18 protein-coding genes are annotated in these 22,017 nt (G+C 66.9%); 7 read left to right on the top strand and 11 right to left on the bottom strand.

The genetic code is table 11. The annotated features are described in order from the left end of the window. Complete coding sequence (aspS, locus tag ACFQQD_RS07905; protein ID WP_378088061.1) at positions 1-1,809, bottom strand: aspartate--tRNA ligase; 1,809 nt, start codon at positions 1,807-1,809, stop codon at positions 1-3. Between the two features lie 112 nt (positions 1,810-1,921). Between aspS and ACFQQD_RS07900 the strand changes: the two genes are divergently transcribed. Then, complete coding sequence (locus ACFQQD_RS07900; protein ID WP_378088059.1) at positions 1,922-3,229, top strand: APC family permease; 1,308 nt, start codon at positions 1,922-1,924, stop codon at positions 3,227-3,229. A 12-nt stretch (positions 3,230-3,241) separates the two neighbouring features. Continuing rightward, positions 3,242-3,679 carry a VOC family protein gene (locus ACFQQD_RS07895; protein WP_378088057.1) on the top strand — a complete coding sequence of 146 codons (438 nt, stop codon included), beginning with the start codon at positions 3,242-3,244 and terminating at the stop codon, positions 3,677-3,679. Here the strand turns inward: ACFQQD_RS07895 and hisS are convergent. After that, entirely contained in the window at positions 3,676-5,061 is a 1,386-nt protein-coding gene (gene hisS / locus ACFQQD_RS07890; protein WP_378088055.1) for a histidine--tRNA ligase, read from the bottom strand. The two genes, ACFQQD_RS07895 and hisS, sit on opposite strands and share 4 nt — an antisense overlap. A 125-nt stretch (positions 5,062-5,186) precedes the next feature. Between hisS and ACFQQD_RS07885 the strand changes: the two genes are divergently transcribed. Continuing rightward, the gene (locus ACFQQD_RS07885) at positions 5,187-6,815 is read left to right on the top strand and encodes a DUF349 domain-containing protein (protein ID WP_378088053.1); all 1,629 of its coding nucleotides are present in this window, start codon (positions 5,187-5,189) and stop codon (positions 6,813-6,815) included. A gap of 82 nt (positions 6,816-6,897) precedes the next feature. Beyond that, on the top strand, positions 6,898-7,533 hold the full coding sequence (locus ACFQQD_RS07880; protein WP_378088051.1) for a hypothetical protein: 636 nt from the start codon (positions 6,898-6,900) through the stop codon (positions 7,531-7,533). 27 nt (positions 7,534-7,560) lie between these two features. Here ACFQQD_RS07880 and ACFQQD_RS07875 read toward each other — a convergent pair whose 3' ends face one another. From ACFQQD_RS07875 to ACFQQD_RS07840, 8 genes are all read right to left on the bottom strand, one after another. Next, the gene (locus tag ACFQQD_RS07875) at positions 7,561-9,843 is read right to left on the bottom strand and encodes a RelA/SpoT family protein (protein ID WP_378090034.1); all 2,283 of its coding nucleotides are present in this window, start codon (positions 9,841-9,843) and stop codon (positions 7,561-7,563) included. Between the two features lie 337 nt (positions 9,844-10,180). Continuing rightward, positions 10,181-11,194 (bottom strand): protein translocase subunit SecF, encoded by a 1,014-nt coding sequence (gene secF / locus ACFQQD_RS07870; protein ID WP_378088049.1) that lies wholly within the window; start codon positions 11,192-11,194, stop codon positions 10,181-10,183. Beyond that, complete coding sequence (gene secD / locus ACFQQD_RS07865) at positions 11,191-12,966, bottom strand: protein translocase subunit SecD (RefSeq protein WP_378088047.1); 1,776 nt, start codon at positions 12,964-12,966, stop codon at positions 11,191-11,193. Before secD ends, secF begins: the two co-directional genes overlap by 4 nt. A 48-nt stretch (positions 12,967-13,014) precedes the next feature. Beyond that, complete coding sequence (yajC, locus tag ACFQQD_RS07860; RefSeq protein ID WP_378088045.1) at positions 13,015-13,527, bottom strand: preprotein translocase subunit YajC; 513 nt, start codon at positions 13,525-13,527, stop codon at positions 13,015-13,017. Between the two features lie 48 nt (positions 13,528-13,575). After that, a complete protein-coding gene (gene ruvB / locus ACFQQD_RS07855) occupies positions 13,576-14,634 on the bottom strand; it encodes a Holliday junction branch migration DNA helicase RuvB (RefSeq protein WP_378088043.1) in 1,059 nt (352 codons plus the stop codon). After that, positions 14,631-15,281, bottom strand: a complete 651-nt coding sequence (gene ruvA / locus ACFQQD_RS07850; protein ID WP_378088041.1) for a Holliday junction branch migration protein RuvA — start codon at positions 15,279-15,281, stop codon at positions 14,631-14,633. Before ruvA ends, ruvB begins: the two co-directional genes overlap by 4 nt. A gap of 72 nt (positions 15,282-15,353) precedes the next feature. After that, on the bottom strand, positions 15,354-16,040 hold the full coding sequence (ruvC, locus tag ACFQQD_RS07845; RefSeq protein WP_378088039.1) for a crossover junction endodeoxyribonuclease RuvC: 687 nt from the start codon (positions 16,038-16,040) through the stop codon (positions 15,354-15,356). 7 nt (positions 16,041-16,047) lie between these two features. After that, positions 16,048-16,803, bottom strand: coding sequence for a YebC/PmpR family DNA-binding transcriptional regulator (locus ACFQQD_RS07840; protein ID WP_378088037.1), 756 nt, complete (start codon positions 16,801-16,803; stop codon positions 16,048-16,050). 136 nt (positions 16,804-16,939) lie between these two features. Between ACFQQD_RS07840 and ACFQQD_RS07835 the strand changes: the two genes are divergently transcribed. Then, the gene (locus ACFQQD_RS07835) at positions 16,940-18,967 is read left to right on the top strand and encodes a M3 family metallopeptidase (protein ID WP_378088035.1); all 2,028 of its coding nucleotides are present in this window, start codon (positions 16,940-16,942) and stop codon (positions 18,965-18,967) included. 4 nt (positions 18,968-18,971) lie between these two features. Here ACFQQD_RS07835 and ACFQQD_RS07830 read toward each other — a convergent pair whose 3' ends face one another. Continuing rightward, positions 18,972-20,261, bottom strand: coding sequence for an alpha/beta hydrolase family protein (locus ACFQQD_RS07830; RefSeq protein WP_378088033.1), 1,290 nt, complete (start codon positions 20,259-20,261; stop codon positions 18,972-18,974). 84 nt (positions 20,262-20,345) lie between these two features. On the opposite strand from ACFQQD_RS07830, the gene msrB reads away from it, so the two are divergent. Together msrB and ACFQQD_RS07820 are read left to right on the top strand one after the other, a co-directional pair. Continuing rightward, positions 20,346-20,783, top strand: a complete 438-nt coding sequence (msrB, locus tag ACFQQD_RS07825) for a peptide-methionine (R)-S-oxide reductase MsrB (protein WP_378088031.1) — start codon at positions 20,346-20,348, stop codon at positions 20,781-20,783. Then, positions 20,780-21,904 (top strand): threonine aldolase family protein, encoded by a 1,125-nt coding sequence (locus ACFQQD_RS07820; RefSeq protein WP_378088028.1) that lies wholly within the window; start codon positions 20,780-20,782, stop codon positions 21,902-21,904. Before msrB ends, ACFQQD_RS07820 begins: the two co-directional genes overlap by 4 nt. The last annotated feature ends 113 nt before the right edge of the window (positions 21,905-22,017 follow it).

The raw sequence follows: 22,017 nt of genomic DNA, 5'->3' as shown, positions 1-22,017 counted from the left end.
TCAGGCCTGGTCCGTCCCGGTCTTCGGTTCCGGCTCGGCGTCGACGCCGGCTTCCTTGCGCTGCTGCGCCGTGATGGGGGCCGGAGCCGCCGTCAGCGGGTCATAGCCGTTGCCGGTCTTGGGGAACGCGATGACGTCGCGGATGGAATCCGTCCCGGCCAGCAGTGCGACGATGCGGTCCCAGCCGAACGCGATGCCCCCGTGCGGCGGGGCACCGTACTTGAAGCCCTCGAGCAGGAAGCCGAATTTCTCCTGGGCCTCCTCCTCGGACAGTCCCATGACCTTGAAGACCCGCTCCTGCATTGCCTCCTGGTGGATACGGATCGAGCCGCCACCGACCTCGTTGCCGTTGACCACCAGGTCGTACGCGTAGGCCAGGGCCGAACCGGGATCGGTATCGAAGGTCTCGGCGAACTCGGGCTTCGGTGCGGTGAAGGCGTGGTGCACGGCCGTCCACTGGCCCGCTCCCACGGCCACGTCACCCGAGGCCACGGCGTCCGCGGCGGGTTCGAACATGGGAGCATCCACGATCCAGACGAAGGCCCAGTCGGCCTCGGAGGCCGGCACGTCCGGACCGGCGTCCTTGATGAGTCCCACGCGATGACCGATCTCCACCCGAGCAGCGCCGAGGACGGCGCGGGCATCACGGGCCTCGCCGGCACCGAAGAAGATGCAGTCGCCCGGGCTGGCGCCGGTGGCCGCAGCCAGGCCTGACTTCTCCTCCTCGGAGATGTTCTTGGACACCGGCCCGGTGAGGGAGCCGTCGTCCTGCACCAGCACATAGGCCAGGCCCTTGGCTCCGCGCTGCTTGGCCCACTCCTGCCAGGCGTCCAGGGTGCGGCGCGGCTGGGAGGCGCCGCCGGGCATCACCACGGCCCCCACGTAGGGGGCCCGGAACACACGGAACGGCGTGTCCTTGAAGTACTCGGTCAGATCGGTCAGCTCGAGCCCGAAGCGAAGATCGGGCTTGTCCGAACCGTATTTCTCCATGGCCTCGCGATACGTCATCCGGCGGATCGGCGTCGGGACGTCCACCCCGACCAGCGACCAGACGGACTGCGCGATCTTCTCGCCGAGGCCGATGATGTCGTCCTGCTCCACGAACGAGGCCTCGATGTCCAGCTGCGTGAACTCGGGCTGACGATCCGCTCGGAAATCCTCGTCACGGTAACAGCGGGCGATCTGGAAGTACTTCTCGATGCCGCCGACTTGCAGCAGCTGCTTGAACAACTGCGGGGACTGCGGCAAGGCGTACCACTGTCCCGGGGCCAGTCGCGCCGGGACGAGGAAGTCACGGGCGCCTTCCGGGGTGGACCTGGTCAGGGTCGGCGTCTCCACCTCGGTGAACCCCTCGGTGTGCAGCACCTCGCGAGCGGTGCGATTCACCTCGGAGCGCAGGCGCATGATGCGGGCCGGTTCCGGGCGACGCAGGTCCAGATAGCGGTGCCGGAGACGAGCCTCTTCGCCGACCTCGACGTGCTCGTCCACCTGGAACGGCAAGGGTGCGGCCGTGTTCAGCACGGTCACTGTGTCCGAGACGAGTTCAATCTCACCGGAGGGCAGGTTCGGGTTCTCATTGCCCTCCGGTCGACGCTCGACCGTGCCGGTGACCTGGAGGACGAACTCGTTGCGCAGCGGATCGAAGTCCTCCTCCTCCCGCACCACGATCTGGGCAAAGCCGGAGGCATCCCGCAGATCCACGAATGCCACCCCACCGTGGTCTCGACGGCGAGCCACCCATCCGGCGACGGTGACGGTCTGTCCAATGAGCGAGGCGTTCAGTTCGCCCAACTGGTGGGTACGCAGCACGGAGGTCCTTCCGGTCCCGGTTCACCGGGATGTTCACTTGGCGTGGTAGATCTTCAGCCGTCCGCACACGGCGGACCGTCGGCTATCCCGACGATTCTACTGGGTGGAGAACATGGCCGATCCAACGGGACGACTGCCGTCCGCCGGGCGACTCGACCGGCGACTCGGACTGCCGGGCGCCGTCGTGGTCGGCATCGGATCCATGGTCGGCGCCGGCGTCTTCACGGCGCTGGGCCTGGCCGCCGCTCACGCCGGGAGCCTGCTGTTGCTCTCCGTGGTACTGGCCGGGATCACCGCGTGGATCAACGCCACCTCCACCGCCCAGCTCGCGGCCGTCCATCCGGCCTCGGGCGGCGCCTACGTCTTCGGCCGGCGCCAGTTGGGAGCATGGGCGGGGTTCATCGCCGGCTGGGGATTTGTGACCGGCAAGTCCGCCTCCATCGCCGCTATGGCCTACACCCTGGCTCTCTATGTGGTGCCCGGCACCGATTGGACGGCACGCTGGGTGGCGATCGGCGCCGTCGTGCTCCTCACCGGCGTGGCCCTCTTGGGGGTGACGCGCACCGTTCAGGCGACCGTCGCCATCGTGGTGCCGGTCCTGGCCATTCTCGCCACGGTGATCATGGCGGCCCTGATCGCTCCCGACGACGGTCCGGCCGGGCCGCCCACCGGCTCGCCTGCTGACTCTCTGGGCTCCCTCCCGGACGCCACTCCTGCCGGAGTCCTCCAGGCCGCCGGATTGCTGTTCTTCGCATTCGCCGGCTATGCCCGGATCGCGACGATGGGTGAAGAGGTCCGGGACCCGAGGCGGACCATACCGCGGGCCATTTTCGGCGCCCTCGGTTTTACGCTCGTGCTGTACGTCATCGTCGCCGTGGCACTGCAGAGGGTGCTCGGCGTGGAGACATTGGCGGCCTCGGCGGCCCCGGTGCGCGAGGCCGTGGGGATACTGTTCGGTCCCGGCTGGATCTGGCTGGCGGTCCTGGGCGCGGCGCTGGCCTGCACAGGCTCGATGCTGAATCTGGTCGCCGGGATCTCGCGCACGGGTCTGGCCATGGCCCGGGATGGTGATCTGCCGCGAGGCCTCTCGGCGGTCTCCCACCGCACCTCCGTGCCGTGGGTCGCGCAACTGACGGCCGGCGTCGTCGTGATCATCCTGCTGCTGACCACTGACGTGCTGACCGTCGTCGGCTTCTCGTCCTTCGGAGTGCTGGTGTACTACGCGATCTCTAACCTGGCTGCCTTCACCCTGACGGAGCGGGTGGTGCCGGGACCGCGCTGGCTGAATCTAACTGGCGTCGTGGCCTGCCTGGCGCTGGCGTTCACTCTGCCATGGGCATCCGTACTCGTCATGGTCGCTGTCTTCGCCGTCGGAGTCGCAGGCCGTCTCGTGGTCCTCATGGTTCGGCCGGCCGACTGATATCGTCCGGACATGACGATCACGATGGAGAACGTCGGCATCGCGGTCCGCGATCTCGAGGAGGCCATCGCCTTCTTCACCGACCTCGGACTGACGGTGCTGGGCCGTGACACGATCAGCGGCGACTGGGCGGACACTGCTGTCGGTCTCGACGGCAATCACGCCCGCATCGCCATGCTCCAGACCCCGGACGGCAACGGTCGCCTCGAGCTCTTCGAGTACCTCCATCCGGACGGGATCGAGACCCCGCCCACCCAGCCGAACGAGATCGGTATGCACCGGGTGGCCTTCTCCGTCGACGACATCGACGATGCTCTCCAGATCGCCGCGAAACACGGTTGCCGCCCGCTGCGCGGTGTGGCCACGTACGGGGACGTCTACAAGCTGACCTACGTGCGCGGGCCGAGCGGCATCATCGTGATGCTCGCCGAAGAGCTTCGACAGTCCTAACGGTCACTCGGTCCTGACAGGACTTGCGGTCGCAGATCCTCCGCCGGTGGCATCCAGGTATCCGGATCGGCGTCGACCTGCTCGCCCGATCGCAGGTCTTTGACCTGGTGCTCGGCAGTGCCGCTGCCGGAAGAGTCCGTGAACCAGACGAAGGGGATGCCGCGACGGTCCGCGTACTTGATCTGCTTGCCGAACTTCTCCGCGGACGCGGCCACCTCGGTGGCGATGCCGCGGGAGCGCAAGAGCCGAGCGGTGTCCTGTGCGGCCGACCAGTCGTCGTCGTGGGTCAGGGCCACATACACAGCTGTCGGCACGGAGCGCGAGGCGTGCGCCATGGACTGGGAGAACATCCGCATCATCAACCGGGTGACGCCGATCGACAAGCCCACCCCGGGGAAGGTGCGGTTGCCCTTGGCCGCCAGAGCGTCGTAGCGGCCACCGGAGCAGATGGATCCGAGCTGTTCGTGGCCGTTCAGGACCGTCTCGTAGACCGTTCCGGTGTAGTAGTCCAGGCCGCGGGCGATCGAGAGGTCGGCCACAGCTCGTCCGGGTGCACTCCGGTGCAGTTCCCCGACGACGGCGGCCAGCTCGTCCAGGCCTTCCTCCAGCAACTCGTGGCTCACCCCGAGGGCACGCACGTTCTCCACGAAAGAGGTGTCGTCCGTGCGGATCGCGGCCAGCGCCAGGGCCTGGTTCGCCTGCTCCTCGGTGGCGCCGAGTTCGGACTGCAGAAGCCGGGAGACCTCGTCGGCGCCGATCTTCTCCAGCTTGTCGATGTTGCGCAGCACACCGGCGGTGTCCTCCAGACCGAGTCCCCGGTAAAAGCCCTCGGCGAGCTTCCGGTTGTTGATCCGGATGGTGAAGTCGCCGATGGGCAGCGAGCCGAGAGCCTCGGCCATCACCAGCGCCACGTCGACGTCGTAGCGGAACGGCAAGGCGCCGTCGCCGACCACGTCGATGTCCGCCTGGGTGAACTCCCGGGCCCGGCCCTCCTGGGGGCGTTCACCGCGCCAGACCTTCTGTATCTGATAGCGGCGGAACGGGAAGGTCAAGTGTCCGGCGTTCTCCACGACGTAGCGGGCGAACGGCACCGTCAGATCGAAGTGCAGGGCCAGCTGGTTCGGATCACCGGTCTTCTGCTGGGCTGATTCCGCCGACGAGTCCTCGTGGAGGGCCGCCTGCAGCCGCGAGACGGCATAGACCTCCTTGTCGATCTCGCCCTTGCGCAGCAGCTGGCCGAGTGTTTCCACGGCTCGCGTCTCGATGGAGCTGAAGCCATGCAACTCGAAGGTACTCCGCAGGGTGTCCAGAACATGTTGCTCCACGATCCGATCGGCGGGGAGCCATTCGTGGAAACCGGACAGGGATGCCTTGCGGGACATGGATGACCTTCTGTTGGGAGGGATTCGCCACATCATTCTAGATCCAGCCGGTACGCTGGTCGTGTCCGTGTCCCTATTCCCTGCGGCCGCGCGCCGGTGCAGGGCACCAACAGAGAGTTCTAGCGGTGACCACCAGTCAGCAACCCGACGACCAGCAGCCCACCGAGCGGCCCGACCAGCCGGAGCCCGAGGCGGCCACTCCCACCGAGCCGGCCGAGGCGGAGACGCACGCCGTTCTGGCGTCCGTGGAGGCCTCCGAGGCCCCCGCCGCGGATCCCGAACCGGCTCCGACTGCCACGCCAGCCTCCACACCAGCCGCCGAACCAACCTCAGCACCCAAGCCGTCCTCAGCCCCGAAGCCGTCGAACATGCCGCGGCCTGGCAAGCCGGGGGCGCCCAGTCAGGGCACTCGGCCGGGACAGGCGAGCAAGCCCGGCCAGACTGGTCAGTCGGGTTCTGCCGCCCCGGCGGCGCCGATGCCGGCCCCGACGTACACCACGCCGTTGGACGAAGCCGCCAAGTTCGCCAAAGTCAGCGACGACGGGCACGTCGTCCTGATCGACGGCGGTGAGGAACACCCCGTCGGCCAGTTCCCCGATGGCACCAAGGACGAGGCCCTGGCCTACTTCGCCCGCAAATACGATGAGGTCGTGTCCCAGCTGATGCTCCTGGAGCAGCGGGTGGCTGCGGGGGCTCCCGCCGGTGAGATCCAGAAGACCCTGCAGCATCTGCGCACAACGATCGGCGAACGGGGCATGGTCGGTGACCTGCCGGCGCTCCGGGCCCGCGTCGAGGCTCTCCAGACACGACTGGACGACCTCAAGGTCGCCGAGAAGCTGGCTCTGGAGAAGGCTCAGGCGGAACAGCTCGCCCATCGCGAGGCCATCGTGGCCGAGGCGGAGGCCCTGGCCGCCAAGGATCCCCAGCAGGTCCAGTGGAAACAGGCGACCGCGCGGATGAACGAGTTGTTCGAGAGCTGGAAGGCCGCCCAGAAGGCCGGCCCACGCCTGGGCAAGCCGGTGGAAGACGCGCTGTGGAAGCGGTTCCGGACGGCGCGCACCACTCATGACAAGCATCGGCGGGCGTTCTTCTCTCAACTGGATGCCACCAATGCCCAGGCCCGGGCCGTCAAGGAGAAGCTGATCGCGCGCGCGGAGGCCCTGTCCGGCTCCACGGACTGGGGACCGACCGCGGGTGCCTACCGGGAACTGATGGACGAGTGGAAGGCCGCGCCGCGGGCCTCGAGGAAGGAAGACGACGCCCTGTGGGCCCGATTCCGTGCCGCCCAGGACGTCTTCTTCAATGCCCGCAAGGCCGCCAACGAGGAGATCGACCGCGAATACGGTGAGAACCTCAAGGTCAAGGAGCAGATTCTGGCTGATGGCCAGAAGTTGCTGCCGGTCAAGGACGTCAAGGCCGCCCGCAAAGCGCTCAACGAGCTGCGCGGCCGGTGGGAGGACGCCGGCCGGGTGCCTCGTAAGGACGTCTCACGCATGGAATCGGCGTTCCGGAAGCTGGAGGAAGCGCTCAAGTCGGCCGAGGACGAGCATTGGCGCAAGACCAACCCTGAGACGAAGGCCCGCACCAATTCCGCATTGAGTCAGCTCGAGGACAAGGTGGCCGAGTTGGAGGACGATCTGGCCAAGGCACAGTCACGGGGCGACGACAAGGCCATCAAGAAGGCCCAGGAGGCTCTGGACGCCCGCCGACTGTGGTTGGAGACCTTGCAGAAGTCAGCACGGGGTCTGCGCTGAGATAGTCGTCGCGTGCGGTGGTTGTCCACAGTGGTGGCCCGGCGATCTGCCGGGCCACAAGTGTCTCTGGCAGGCTGAAGCGGTGACCGCCCCCACCACCCAGCCCGCTGCACTGCCCGACTCCCGGTCTGCTGCCGTGCCTCACGTGGAGCAGCCTCCGGTGGACTTCCTGGTGCCGGGACTGCCGTTCTCCGGGCCCGAACTACGGGGCATGGAACTGTCAGGACTCCTGGTGCACGTCGTCGGGGATCTCTATCTGCCGGCCAACCATGGTCTGGAGGACACGCGGGTCCGAGCGGCGTCGGTCTTGCGGCTCACCGCTCCGGTGATCACCGGATCCTGGGCCTCGACCGGTCTCACCGCGGCGTGGATCCATGCGGGCGGCGGATCACCGGGAGTGCTGGAGGCCTCGGTGGAGCACTTCCAACGCATCCCGTCGCAGCCGCTGTCCGTGAGGTTGCACTGGGAACAATCGGACGTGGCCCGAGACTCGGCCGACGTCGTGAATGTTTTCGGCTTGCGCTGCACCACGGTGGACCGGACGATCGAGGACGTCTTACGCCGAGCGGGTCCTCGCTCCGGTCCTCCGGCGATGGCGGCAGCCGCCCGTCTGCTGACCCGGACCGACTCCGCCCGACTACGGCGCCGATTCGAGGATCACCGCCGGAAGCCAGGTATGGTCCAGGCCCGGCGACGACTGGAGACGCTGCTGGCCTGACCGAAGCCGGATCGGGCCGACCGCCTTTTAGTCGCGGGGCGGCCGGTTCTGGCCGACGGTCCGGTAGACGTCGTAAACGCCGTCGATCCGGCGCACCGAGGCCAACACGTGGGTGAGGTACTTCGGATCACCCATCTCGAACACGAACTTGCTGATCGCCACCCGGCTCTTCGAGGTGTTGACCGAGGCGGAGAGAATGTTGACGTGGTGTTCGGCCAGGATCCGGGTGACGTCCGAGAGCAGCGACTTGCGGTCCAGGGCCTCGACCTGGATCTCCACGAGAAAGACGGACGACTGGGTCGGCGCCCAGGCGACGTCGACGATCCGGTCCGGCTCTTGCTTCAGCTGGTCGATGTTGCGGCAATCGGTCCGGTGTACAGACACCCCGGAGCCACGAGTGACGAAGCCGATGATCTCGTCCGGGGGCACGGGAGTACAGCACCGGGCCAGTTTCGCCATGACGTCGCCCGATCCCTGCACCATCACTCCGGAGTTCACGTGCTTGGTGGGGGCCGAGACCCGGGTGATCGGGACGGCGTCGAGCGCTTCCTCATCCGGCTCTTCGACCGCATGGAGCTTTTCCAGGTGCTCGATGACGTTCTGCACGGAGACGTTCGAGTCTCCGATGGACGCGTAGAGCGTGGAGATGTCCGGCAGGTTCAGTTCCAGCGCCACGGCCGACAGGGAATCGGCGCCCATCATTTGGTGGAGCGGCAGGTTCATCTTGCGCAACTGGCGCGTCAGCTGCTCCTTGCCCTTCTCGATGGACTCCTCGCGGCGCTCCTTCGAGAACCAATGGCGGATCTTGTTCCGTGCCCGCGGGCTGCGCACGAAACCGAGCCAGTCCTGGCTGGGGCCGGCGCCCTCGGTCTTCGACGTGAAGATCTCCACCCAATCGCCATGATGGAGCTCGCTGTTGAGCGGGACGAGCTTGCCGTTGACGCGTGCACCGATGGTCCGGTGACCCACCTCGGTGTGCACCGCGTAGGCGAAATCCACCGGGGTCGAGCCGGCGGGCAGAGCCATGACTTCGCCCTTGGGGGTGAAGACGAAGACCTCGGCGGCGTCGATCTCGGCCCGAAGCGATTCGAGGAACTCGTTCGGGTCTTTGGTGTCCTTCTGCCAGTCCATGACCGAGCGCAGCCAGCCGGGAGTCTGATCGCTCCCGCCGGTCCCACCGCGAGTGGTCTGGTCCTTGTACTTCCAGTGTGCTGCGACTCCGTACTCCGCACGCCGGTGCATCTCATGAGTGCGCAACTGAATCTCGACCGGTTTGCCGCCGGGCCCGATGACCGTGGTGTGCAAGGACTGATACATGTTCAGCTTCGGCATCGCGATGTAGTCCTTGAAGCGACCCGGCAGCGGACTCCATTTGGCATGCAGGACACCCAGTGCGCCGTAACAGTCCCGGACCGAGTCGACGAGGACTCGCACACCCATGAGGTCGTGGATCTCGTCGAAGTCCCTGCCGCGCACGATCATCTTCTGATAGATCGAGTAGAAGTGCTTGGGCCGACCGGTCACCGTCGCTTTGACCTTGGCTTCCCGGAGGTCTCGCTCGATCTGGCTGCGCAAGGCGGCCACGTTCTTCTCCCGCTCGGGGGTCCGCTCCCCCACCAGCCGCACGACCTCCGCGTAGACCTTGGGGTACAGCGCGGCGAAGGACAGGTCCTCCAGTTCCCACTTGATGGTGTTCATGCCGAGACGGTGGGCCAACGGCGCGTAGATCTCGAGGGTTTCCTTGGCTTTGCGGGCGCTCGACTCCGGGGCCACGTACCGCCAGGTTCGGGCATTGTGCAGTCGGTCAGCCAGCTTGATGACGAGGACGCGGACGTCGTCGGCCATCGCCAGCACCATTTTGCGGACGGTCTCGGCCTGCGCTGCGTCACCGAACTTGACCTTGTCCAGTTTGGTGACTCCGTCCACCAGCAGGGCGACCTCTTCCCCGAAGTCTTTACGGAGTTGCTCCAGGGAGTAACTGGTGTCCTCGACGGTGTCGTGCAGCAAGGCGCCGGCCAGGGTGGTGCCCGTCATGCCGAGCTCGGCCAGGATCGTCGCGACGGCCACCGGGTGGGTGATGTACGGGTCGCCGCTCTTGCGTTTCTGCCCCGAGTGCGCGCGCTCAGCCACGTCGAAGGCGCGGATGATCAGGTCGAGGTCTTCGCGGGCGTCCTTGGGCTCGCGGACCTTGAGCGTGCGGACCAGAGGCTCCAGGATGGGCGAATAGTCATTGGCCACCCGACCGGTCAGCCGGGCCAGCCGGCTGCGGGGCCGCCTCGAGACGATTGACCCGGCGAGACTGGTCGTCACGGCGGGCGGAGAATCAGCCGCTGGCGGGGAATCGACGGTGGGCGGCACGTCGGTCTCCGGCACCGCCGAGGAATAGTGCTGGTTCGCCGCCGGTTGGCGCCCCGTCACGGTGGCCGCGCTGGAGTCGGGCACAGCAGAGTCGGCCGAGGTCGTGGCGCGTGGATAGTTCGGTTCTTCGCCCACGGCTGCACTCCTTCCCACGGTCGACGACGGTGACCCGTACCTCCGCTGTAGTCCTCACACCCTGAACCGGGTGGTGATCCATTCTAGTGCTCGACCGGGCGGCCGACACTCTGCTGTCAGAGTAACGGCTCTCTGGGTAACGGCTGCTGTCCGGTCAGGTGGTGCTGCCGGCCGGTGCAGTGTCCGGGCCGTCGGACGAGCGCCCCTTGAGGGCCCTTTCGTCGTTGGCCTTGATCTTTGGCTCGCCTTGACGCAGCAGGGTGTACAGCGGGGCCTGGATGAAGATCGTCGCGAGCGTGCCGACGATGATCCCGACGAAGATGGCCAGCGAGATGTCCCTCAAAGTTCCGGCGCCCAGGAGCAGAGCGCCGATGAAGAGAATGGACCCGACCGGGAGGATGGCCACCACAGAGGTGTTGATGGAACGGACCAGGGTCTGGTTGATGGCCAGGTTGACGTTCTCCGAGAAGGTCCGGGTCGTTTCCTCGAGGTTGTGTTCGGTGTTCTCCCGAATCTTGTCGAAGACCACCACCGTGTCATAGAGGGCATAACTGAGGATGGTGAGGAAGCCGATGATCGCGCTCGGAGTCACTTCGAAGCCGGTCGCGCCGTAGATGCCCGCCGTCACCGCCACCACGTACAACAGTCCAAGCACCGCGGCCACGGACATCTTCCAGGTCCGGAAGTAGGCGGCCATCAGCAACGCCACCAGAACGATGAAGACGACCAGTCCGAGAAGGGCCTGCTGGGACACGTCGGCGCCCCATGTCGGCCCGACGAAGGTGGAGGTCACCTGGTCCTGGCCGACACCGTAGGCATTCTGCAGGTTCTCGGCGACGGTCAATGTCTGGTCGTCATCGAGACGGTCCGTCTGGATCCGCATGGTGCCCGGAGCGATGTTCGTCACCGTCGCCTCGGCTTCCGGCACGGCGTCGGTCACCGCCTGCTCGCCGGGGGCCACGTCGGTGTTCTGCACGGCCGACACGGTGAACTCGGACCCACCGCGGAAATCGATGCCGAGATTGAACCCACCACGGGCCAGGGTCAGCCCGACGGCCACCACCAGGATGGCCAGCGCGACGGAGAACCAGATCTTCCACTTCGAGGTGAAGGGATAGGACCTCTTGCCGGTGTAGAGCTCATTGCCCCAGGTCGCCAGTGCGCTCACTTCTGCTCCTCCGTCCGGTCGGCCGCGGTGGTACTGCTCTCAGCGGGGTCCGTGCCGCCTGACATCGCCGCCTGCTGTTCCGCACGGCGACGTTCGGCGATGGTCTGACGCCGAGCGGCCTCCTTGGAGGACTTCTGTTTCTTCTTGGCTGCGGGTGACTCTGGCCCGGAGGTGAACTGCCGCACGCGGCCGGCCCCCTGATACAGCGGTTTGCGCCCAAGCAGGGACGGGTCCAGACCGGAGAGCCGGTGGCCCCCACCGAAGAACCGGGTGTTGGCCAGCAACTGCATCACCGGATGGGTGAACAAGAACACGATCACCAGGTCCGCCACGGCCGTCAGACCCAGGGTGAAGGCGAAACCGCGGACGTTGCCCACGGCCACGAAATACAGCACGACGGCGGCCAGCAGGTTCACTGCTTTGGACGCCGTCACGGTCCGTTTGGCCCGCAACCAGCCGTACTCGACGGCTTCGCCGAGCGATCGACCGCTGCGCAGTTCGTCCTTGATGCGCTCGAAATACACGATGAACGAGTCGGCGGTCAGACCGATCGCCACGATCAGCCCGGCGATACCGGCCAACGAAAGCCGGTAGTTGTCGGACCAGCCCAGCAGGACGATGGCCAGATAGGTCAGCAGCCCGGCCATCCCCAGCGAAGCGATGGTGACCAGGCCGAGCAACCGGTACTGGAAGAACGAGTAGACGGCCACCAGAGCGAGGCCGATGAGCCCGGCGATGAGGCCCAGACGCAGCTGGTCGGCGCCCAGGGTGGCGGAGATCTGCTGTTCCGACTCGATGCTGAAGCTGATCGGCAGGGCGCCGTACTTGAGCTGCTCCGCCAAGGCGGAAGCGGACTCCTCCGTGAAATTGCCGGTGATCTGCGCACGGCCGTCGGTGATGACGGCGTTGGACTGCGGCGCCGAGACCACGGTCCCGTCGAGGACGATCGCGAACTGCTTGCGCGGGTCCCCCTCCTGGAAGGGGGTCAGGCGCTGAGTGACTTCACGGAAGGCGTCCGCGCCCTCCCCGTTGAAACTCAGGTTGACGGCCCACTGGTTCGTGGACACGCCGGTGGAGCTGCTGGCCATACCGTAGTCAGCGCCGGCAATGTCCGTGCCGGGCACCTCGACGGGGCCGACGATGTACTTGACCCCGGGCTGGCCGCTCTCCTCGTCGCCGGGCTGGCACACGATGGCCGCCTCGTCGGTCGGCAGGTCCTCACGATGGGGATCGGCCAACGCCGTCGGGCAGTCGTAGGCCTCGAACTCGGCGGCCAGCTCAGGGGTGATCCAGTTCTGGTCGGAGCCGTTCTGCGGTTCCCCCGTCGGTTCCGGGAATTCCTCCTGCGGGGTTCGCTGGTCCTCCGGGACCGCCGTGAAGCTGCCCATCGTGATGACCGGACGGAACTCCATGTTCGCGGAGGCCTGGATTAGGGATCGCGTCTCCTCGTCGGGTATCCCCGGCAACGAGACCACCACGTTGCTGCCGCCCTGGGTCGCGATCTCCGCCTCGGAGACACCGGATCCGTCGACACGCTGTCGAATGATCTCCACGGCCTGCTCCAGCTGTTCGGAGGAGACATCCTGGCCGCCGGACACCTCCGGGGCGAGCACCATCTGGGTGCCGCCTTCCAGGTCCAGGGCGAGTTTGGGAGCCCATTGGGCCTGACCGGTGGCGACGCCGACGCCGAGAATCGCCGCCAGGACGACAATCAGGCCGGTGAGCCACCAGAGGGTGCGCTTGGCACGTCCTCGAGGGGTCTTATCTGACATGGAAGGCTACGGCTTTCAGTTCACGTGGGAGGACAGAGCGTCAGGGCTTCAGGCGGACGGGCGGCCATCACCGGGACGGGGGTCCTCGGGGCCGTCTGAGTCGGTGGCGTCGTTCCGGCCGTTGTAGCCAGTGTCGTCCAGACCCGCCGGGGAATCGGGGACGGTGCTGCCGTCAGCCAGTGCGTCGGCCTCAGCACCCGTCTCGGCATCGGACTCGGCGACCGGGTCGACCGCCTTGCCGATGGCCTGCAGGTGCACCGTCGCGGTGTTTCCCGGAGACAGCTCGATGACGGCCTTGTTCTCCTCTTTGTCCACGGAGACGATGGTCCCGAAGAGACCCATCGTCGTCATGACCTCGATGCCGGGGCCCAATGAGCTGTGCAGCTGCTGCTGTTGCTGCTGGGTCTTCTTGTTGCGCCGGAACATGCTGAAGATCAGGATGGCGAAGACCGCCAGCATGAGCAGCAGGAACGGGTCGAAGGGCAGCCCCCCGCCGCCTTCCGGGTTCGCATTCGCCTCAGCGACGATCGAGGCGGCGTTCAGAGCATTCAACTGGGTCACGGAGGGACACCACATTCCAGAGTCGGGTCACAGGACAACCCCCTCAGTCTACGTGGTGTGTCTCGCCGTCCAGAACGCCGCGGCCGGTGACTCCGGCGGAGGCACCATTCCCAAGTGCTCCCACGTGGCCGGCATGGCGATCCGACCCCGCGGCGTGCGCCCCAACAGACCCTCCCGGACCAGGAACGGCTCGGCCACCGTCTCGACGGTCTCCGTCTCTTCGCCCACAGCGATCGCCAACGTGGACAGACCCACCGGCCCGCCGCCGAACTTGGTGCACAGCGCCTCGATGACCGAGCGGTCGAGCCGGTCCAGGCCCCGCTGGTCCACCTCGTACATGTCCAGTGCCGCCGAAGCCGACCGCGCATCCACATGGTCCAAGCCGTCGACCAGGGCCCAGTCCCGGACCCGGCGCAAGAGTCGATTCGCGACGCGCGGCGTGCCGCGGGAGCGAGTCGCAATCTGCTCGAAACCCGCCGAATTGACCTGCATGTCCAACAGCAGAGCCGATCGCCGCAGCACCAATTCCAGTTCGTCGGTGCTGTAGAACTCCAGATGGCCGGTGAAGCCGAAGCGGTCCCGCAACGGCCCGGGAAGCAGTCCGGCCCTCGTCGTCGCCCCAACGAGAGTGAACGGGGGGATCTCCAATGGAATCGACGTGGCTCCGGCGCCTTTGCCGACGACGATGTCCACGCGGAAGTCCTCCATGGCCATGTAGAGCATCTCTTCGGCCGGCCGGGACATCCGGTGGATCTCGTCGAGGAACAGCACTTCACCCTCGGTCAGCGAGGACAGAATGGCCGCCAAGTCTCCGGCGTGCTGAATGGCCGGGCCGGACGAGATCCTCAGCGGAGCGTTCATCTCCGCGGCGATGATCATGGCCAGCGTCGTCTTGCCCAAACCGGGCGGTCCGGACAGCAGCACGTGGTCGGCACTGCGGCCTCGCATCCGCGCCGCCTCCAAGACGAGCGACAGTTGCCGACGGACGCGGTGCTGGCCGACGAAGTCATCGAGGTTCTTGGGCCGCAGAGCCGCCTCGAGTTCCCGTTCCTCGCCTTCCGCTCCCCCACTGACCACGCGCCCCTTCGAGTGGTCCGGCGTCGTCATGAGGACTTCCTTCCGGACGAACGCGCGGACTGCCCCTGGCCCAGGTGCCGCAGGGTCGCCTTGAGCACGCCCGCCACGTCACCGGACTCCTCCAGTTCGGGTTCGGCGGACATCGTGTCTTTGACCGCCTTCTCGGCGTCCTTCTCGGTCCAGCCGAGTCCGGTCAGGGCCTCAAGCACCTGCCCCCTCCACGGCGTCGAGCTGGACGACCCGGAGACTTCGGATGATTCGGCCATCGGAGCTCCCGTGGGTGTCAGCTTGTCGGCGAGTTCGAGCACGATGCGCCGAGCCCCCTTGGGCCCGATGCCCGAGACCTTCGTGAAGGCCCGGTCGTCGCCCGAGGACGCGGCGATCCGGACGGCCTCGGGGTCGTAGACCGCCAAGACCGCCAAGGCCAACCGCGGGCCCACGCCGGAGACACCGATCAGGACCTCGAACACGTCCCTCTCGTCCTCCGACGCGAATCCATAGAGCGTCAGCGCATCCTCCCGCACCACCATGGACGTCAGCACGCGGCCGGATTCACCGAGGTGCAGCCCGGCTAACGTCTGTGGCGTCGCCGCGAACCGGAGGCCGACGCCGGACACCGCGATGACGGCGTGGTTCAGCCCCACGGACTCCACGGTGCCGGTCAGGGACGAAATCATGCTCTACTCGCTCACGTCGGGGATGCCATCCGGTTCGAAGATATCTACGAAAACCTTAGCCCATACAGGCGGTCAGATCCGGGACCCGCCACCCCAGCCGGACGATTTGCCCGATCGCTGCTCGGCCGCCAGCCACGCCCGCTGGGCCGCTGTCTTTCCCGATGCCGTCGGAAACCGGGAGGGTCTCTGCGGACTGGTGAGGTTGCCCGTTTCCAGTCCGCGGCCCATGAGGCCACCGCGCCACGCGTGCGTGATGGCCAGGGCCAATGCATCGGCGGCATCGGCCGGCGTCGGTGGCGACTCGAGCCGGAGGATCCGGGTGACCATGGCCGCGACCTGGTTCTTTCCGGCATTGCCATGGCCGGTCACAGCGGCCTTAACTTCGGACGGCGTGTGCAGGGCCACCGGAATACCCCGGCGGGCCGCGGCGGCGATCACCACTCCCGAGGCCTGTGCGGTACCCATGACCGTCGGCGTGTTGTTCTGGGCGAACATGCGCTCCACAGCAACATGATCGGGCTCATGCCGGTCCAGCCACTCGCCGATCGCCTCATCGATCGTCAGCAGTCGCCGGTCGAGGGAGTGTTCCGCCGGGGTCCCGACGACGGTCACCCCCACGAGCGTGGCGGTGCGGTTGGGCTCCACGTCCACCACGCCGATGCCGCAGCGCGTCAGTCCCGGATCGACGCCCAGCACGCGCAACCGGCTGGGGGCACGGGCTCCCCCGCGACTCGACACCGGGCCGGCGCTGGTGGTCACGACAGGATCAGTCCTCGTCCAGTTGCTCGAGCACCTCGGGGGCGATCTCCACATTGGAGTAGACGTTCTGCACGTCATCGAGGTCCTCGAGCGCGTCGACGAGGTTGAAGAAGGTTTTGGCTCCCTTGGCGTCCAGATCCACCTTCATGGTGGCAACGAACTCCATCTCGTCAGTGTCGTAGTCAATCCCGGCGTCGTCCAGGGCCGTGGCCACCGCGCGCAGGTCGGAAGGGTCGCACATGACCTCGAACGAGTCACCCGATTTCACGACCTCCTCGGCACCGGCGTCCAGGACGGCCATCAGCACGTCGTCCTCGGGGAGGCCGTCGGCGGGAAGCCGGACCAAACCCGTGCGGTTGAACAGGAACGCCACCGATCCGGGGTCGGCGATGGTGCCGCCGTTGCGGGTGACCGCCGTCCGGACCTCGGCCGCCGCTCGGTTCTTGTTGTCGGTCAGGCACTCCACCATCAGGGCCGAACCCTGCGGACCGCGGACCTCGTACACCGTCTCGGTGTACTCGATGACCTCGCCGGTCAGGCCCGCACCGCGCTTGATGGCACGCTCGATGTTGTCATTGGGCACCGACTGCTTCTTGGCCTTGGTGACGGCGAGATCCAGGGCGGGGTTGCCGGACAGGTCCGCTCCGCCGGCACGGGCAGCGACCTCGATGCCCTTGATGTACTTGGCAAAAGCTTTGGCACGACGGGCGTCGATCACCGCTTTCTTGTGCTTGGTGGTGGCCCATTTGGAATGCCCTGACACGGGTGCTCCTCCCCCGGCAGGCCGCACTGACGCGCCCGTCCCGGATGTTGGTGGTGTTCGAAGACTGTTGTCGATTCTACCGGGAGCCGAGGAAACTCCTGGGCAGCGCCTCTTAACTGTGAAACAGTTGCTGACTATGACGAATCCTCTGCTGACGCCAGCGACCTTGCCCTATGGACTGCCCGACTTCACCGTCATCCAGGATGAGCATTACCTGCCGGCGTTCCGGGCGGGCATGGCCGAGCACCGCGAAGAACTGAACGCCATCGCCGCGAACACCGACCCGGCCACCTGGGAGAACACGTTCTTGGCGTTCGAGGGATCCGGCCAGACCCTGCGGCGGGTCTCCATGGCCTTCTCCAACGTCCTTCCAGCCGACGGCACCGAGCGGCGCCAACAGATCCATGAGGAGATCGAGCCCGAGCTCTCGGCGCACTGGGACGCCGTGTACCTCGACGAGCGTCTCTATCGTCGCCTCCGTGAATTCGGCGTGGAGGGCATGGACAGCGTCGAGGGTGTGGATGCTGAGGATCGTCGGCTGATCGAGACGACCCTGCGGGACTTCCGCCTGCACGGAGCCGACCTGGACCCCGAGGCCCAGCAGAGGCTGGCCGAGATCAATGAGCGGCTGTCCGTGCTGGCCGCTCAGTACGGGCGGCGAATGGTCGAGGAGAACGCCGAGTCGGCAGTGTGGTTCGAGACCGCCGCCGAGCTCGAGGGCCTCTCCGAGCAGGACCTTACTTCGGCCGCGGAGGCCGCCCGCACAGCCGGACACGACGCCGGCTACCTCCTGACGCTCTCCATGTTCACCTCTCAGCCGTGGCTGCAGAGCGTAGAGAACCGTGCGTCCCGCCGTCGGATCTTCGAGGCGGCATGGAACCGGGGCACCACACCCGGCCCGAACTATGCCCTGGATCTGGCGGTGGAACAGGCCGCTCTCCGTGCGGAGAAGGCCGGCATCCTGGGTTACTCGAACTGGGCCGACTACGCGTTGCAGGACCGGACGGCCCCCAGCCTGGGAGCGGTCACGGAGCTGCTCGACCGGATCATCCCAGCGGCCACCGCCAATGCCCGGCGGGAGAAGGCCGAGGTAGAAGCCGTGGCCGGGCACCCCGTGGAGCCGTGGGACTGGCCGTTCTATGCGGCACGGGTCGAACGCGAGAGATACCACGTCGACGCCTCGGCTCTGCGGTCGTACCTGGAACTGGACCGGGTGCTCCGGGACGGGGTGTTCGCCGCGGCCACGGCGCTGTACGGCATCACCTTCGGCGAGCGGACAGATCTGCCCGGCTACCACCCGGACGTGCGCACTTGGGAGGTGATGGACTCGGACGGGACGGGGCTCGGTCTGTTCCTGGGCGATTTCTACACCCGTCCCACGAAATCCGGAGGCGCGTGGATGAACTCCTTCCGCGACACCTCCTCCTGGCTCGGCGAGCGCCCCGTGGTGACCAACAACCTCAACATCCCGAAGCCATCCGCTGGTGAGCCGACGCTGTTGACGGTGGACCAGGTGAAGACGTTGTTCCACGAGTTCGGACACGCGCTCCATGCCCTGCTCTCCTCAGCGAAATACGCGACGCTGTCCGGCACCTCGGTGCCCCGCGATTTCGTCGAGTTCCCGTCTCAGGTCAACGAGATGTGGATGTTCTGGCCGGACATCGTGACGGCCTACGCCCGGCATGTGGACACGGACGAGGTGATCGACCAGGCTCTGCTGGAGGCCATCGAGGAGTCCTCACTGTGGGGCGAAGGCTTCCGCACCACGGAGTATCTCGGGGCCACCATGCTGGATCTGGCCTGGCACTCGCTGGCTCCCGGGGACACGGTCGAGGATCCGCTCGCCTTTGAACAGGAGCAGTTGACCGCCGCCGGACTCGACCCGGAGTTGGTGCCGCCGCGCTACCGTTCGAGCTACTTCAAGCACATCTTCACCGGTGGGTATGCGGCCGGGTACTACTCCTACATCTGGTCCCAGGTGCTCGACGCCGACGCGGTGGAATGGTTCACCGCCCATGGTGGGCTGACCCGGGAGAACGGCGACCGTTTCCGCGCCGAATTGTTGTCCCGCGGGAACACCCGGGATCCGCTGGAGTCCTACCGGATCTTCCGCGGCACCGATCCGGACCCGGAGTATCTGCTGCGGCGGCGAGGACTGCTCTGAGGTTCTACACGGTCAGCTGAGCCAGTCCCGGTCGCGGTGAGGCGAGGACCGCCCGGAGCCAGACCCGGACGGCGCGGTCCCACTTCTGCGGGTCCACGTTCCACTCGCGCGTGTGGCGGGCCAGGTTGAACCGCACGAAGGAGACCAGCTGAGGGATCTTCATGGCCAGTTCCATGGACGGCCCCACCGGGACGAAGTTGTCGTCCTCGGAGTGCAGGATCAAGGTCGGCACGCGTAGCTGCTCCGACCTGGCCACCCAGTCCATGGCCTTGAGGTCCACGGGAGCGGCCAGGCCCGTGGCCCAGCGTCCGGCTTTGTTGCTGACCAGCCACTGCCCCAGTCGCCCCACAGCCTCCGGGAGTCGGTTCAGCTTGGCCTGGTGAGCCAGGACGTCGATCCAGTTGATCACCGGGCCGTCCAGGACCATGGCGGCGACCATGGAGGACAGTTCGGAGCGGTCGGCCATCTGCAGACAGACCGCCCCTCCCATGGACCAGCCGAACAGGACCACTTCGCGGGCCCCGTTCTGGAGTGCGTAGGCGACGGCGGCTTCAACGTCTTTCCATTCCGTGGTTCCCAGTCCGTAGCGACCATCGCCGGCTGCCGGGGCGTCACCGTCGTTGCGGTAGGAGATCAGCAGCGAGGTCATGCCGAGCGCGCGGGCCGAGCCGATGGCCCGGATCCCCTCGGTTCGCTTCGAACCGCGACCGTGGACCATCACCGCCCAGACTCCGTCCCCGGGCAGCGCCTCGGCGCTGCGAGACTCCCCGTCCGGCCGGACGAGCCACGCCGGCGCAGAACCGTTCTCCACGGGAATCAACACGTCTTCCGTTTCGTAGCCGAGCGCTCGCGGATCGGGGTAGATGAAACCGGTCCACCGGCCGCGAACGGCGCGCGTGATGTCCCCGCTGTAGACCTCCTCGATCTGACGTTGCACGGTGCCGTCCCGAGGATCGAAGGAGGCGACGGCTCCGATGCGGGCGACGCCCGCGCCGCCGTCGAACACCAGGGAGTACCTCCCCGGCACCGTGGTCTCCTCGTTGACCGGCAGGATGATCTCCAGCCCGGACTCACCCTGGACCACGGCGAGGATCTCGAGGTCTTCGGCTGGGGTCTTCACGGGCGTCACCACCGTGCGCGCGAATAGTCCGGCGAGCCCGGACACGGTTCCCGCTGCCACGGATCCGGCCACGACGCCGGCCCCGGCGGCGAGCGAGGCCCAGCGCACCACCGGTTCGGCTTGGCCGATACTCTTCTGGATCTTCTTGCGTCGGTTCGACGAGCGGGAGGTCATCCTCCATTCTGTTCATGCTCACGCCGCATTCGCCAGGATGACGATCACGGAAACAACTGTGGCTTTCGTGGTGTTATGGCACGTATGAACGATTCGACCCCTGCAAGCGATCAGCCCCGACAGCTCTCCGACGCCGACTGGCGAGAGCGGCTGAGTCCGGAGGAGTTCCAGGTCCTGCGCCAAGCGGGCACCGAACCCGCATTCACGGGCGAGTACTGGGATACCGAGACCGAGGGCGTCTACGCCTGCCGTGCCTGCGGTTCTGAGCTGTTCCGTTCGGACACGAAATTCGACGCCCACTGTGGCTGGCCGTCCTTCTCCGCTCCCCTGGCCGAAGACCGGGTGGAGTACATCCGCGACAACACCCTGGGCATGGAACGCATCGAGGTTCGTTGCGCGAACTGCGGTTCCCACATGGGACACGTCTTCCAGGGCGAGGGCTTCGACACTCCCACGGACCTGCGCTACTGCATGAACTCCATTTCTCTGACCTTGCAGCCGAAGGCCGAGGGCCGCGCGTGACCACGACCGACGTCTTCGCCCACGTTTCCACCCAGACCCGTCGCGGCTTCGCCTCGGACAACTATGCCGGCGTGCATCCCGAGGTCCTCGCCGCCCTCGCCGAGGCCAATGCCGGGCACGCTCCGGCCTATGGGGCGGACGACTGGACCGCTCGGTTGCAGGAGCTCATTCGCGGCGAGTTCGGAGAGCGGGCCGAGGCCTTCCCGGTGTTCAACGGGACTGGAGCCAACGTCGTCGCGCTGCAGTCGCTGCTGCCTCCGTGGGGCGCGGTCATCTGTGCCGAGAGCGCCCACATCCATCAGGACGAGGGAGGCGCTCCGGAACGCATCGGGCACACCAAGCTCCTGACCGTGCCGACCCCGGACGGCAAACTGACCCCGGAACTCATCGATCGGGAGGCCCACGGGTTTGGATTCGTCCACCGGGCCCAGCCGGCCGTCGTCGAGATCGCGCAGGTGACCGAACAGGGCACCGTGTACTCGGCCGAGGAGATCCGTGCGCTCACCGATCACGCCCATTCCCTCGGCCTGTCCGTCTACCTGGACGGCGCCCGGTTGGCGAATGCGGCGGCCGCCATGGACGTGCCGTTGCGGTCCTTGACCACCGACGCCGGCGTGGACATGGTGTCCTTCGGCGGCACCAAGAACGGCGCCCTCGGAGCGGAGGCGGTCGTCGTGCTCCAGCCCGAATCGGTGGTGTCCGGTTCCAGCGCTCGCCGGACGGACAGCGCCGGACAGGCTGTGGGCTACCTGCGGAAATCGTCCATGCAGTTAGCCTCGAAGATGCGTTTCGTCTCGGCTCAGCTGGTGGCCTTGCTCACCGACGAGTTGTGGCTGCGCTCCGCACGGCAGGCCAACACGATGGCGGCTCGCTTGGCAGCCGGCGCCGGTGCCCTCGACGGGGTGACACTGACCCAGCCACCGCAGGCCAATCAGATTCTGGCCGTACTCGATCCGGCCGTGGCCGACGCCGTGCGGGGCGACTTCGCGTTCTATGACTGGGACGTGAACCGCCACGAAGTCCGATGGATGACCTCGTGGGACACCACCGAGGACGACGTCGATGGCTTCATCGCGGCGCTGAGGACGCAGTTGACGACGCGTCTCACCTCGGGGGTCTGAGCAGCCGGTTGTCGGAGTGTCCGGTTGGGGGCCGTCACGGCGCGCCGCCGGATGATCCTTCAGGTACGGCTTTAACCTTGAATGCGTGACTGCCCTTGGCCACCGCCCCGCAG

This window comes from Citricoccus sp. GCM10030269, from assembly GCF_042665635.1.
Taxonomy (GTDB): Bacteria; Actinomycetota; Actinomycetes; order Actinomycetales; family Micrococcaceae; genus Citricoccus.
The sequence above is the reverse complement of the archived record's forward strand: the minus strand, read 5'-3'. Positions and strand labels throughout refer to the sequence as shown.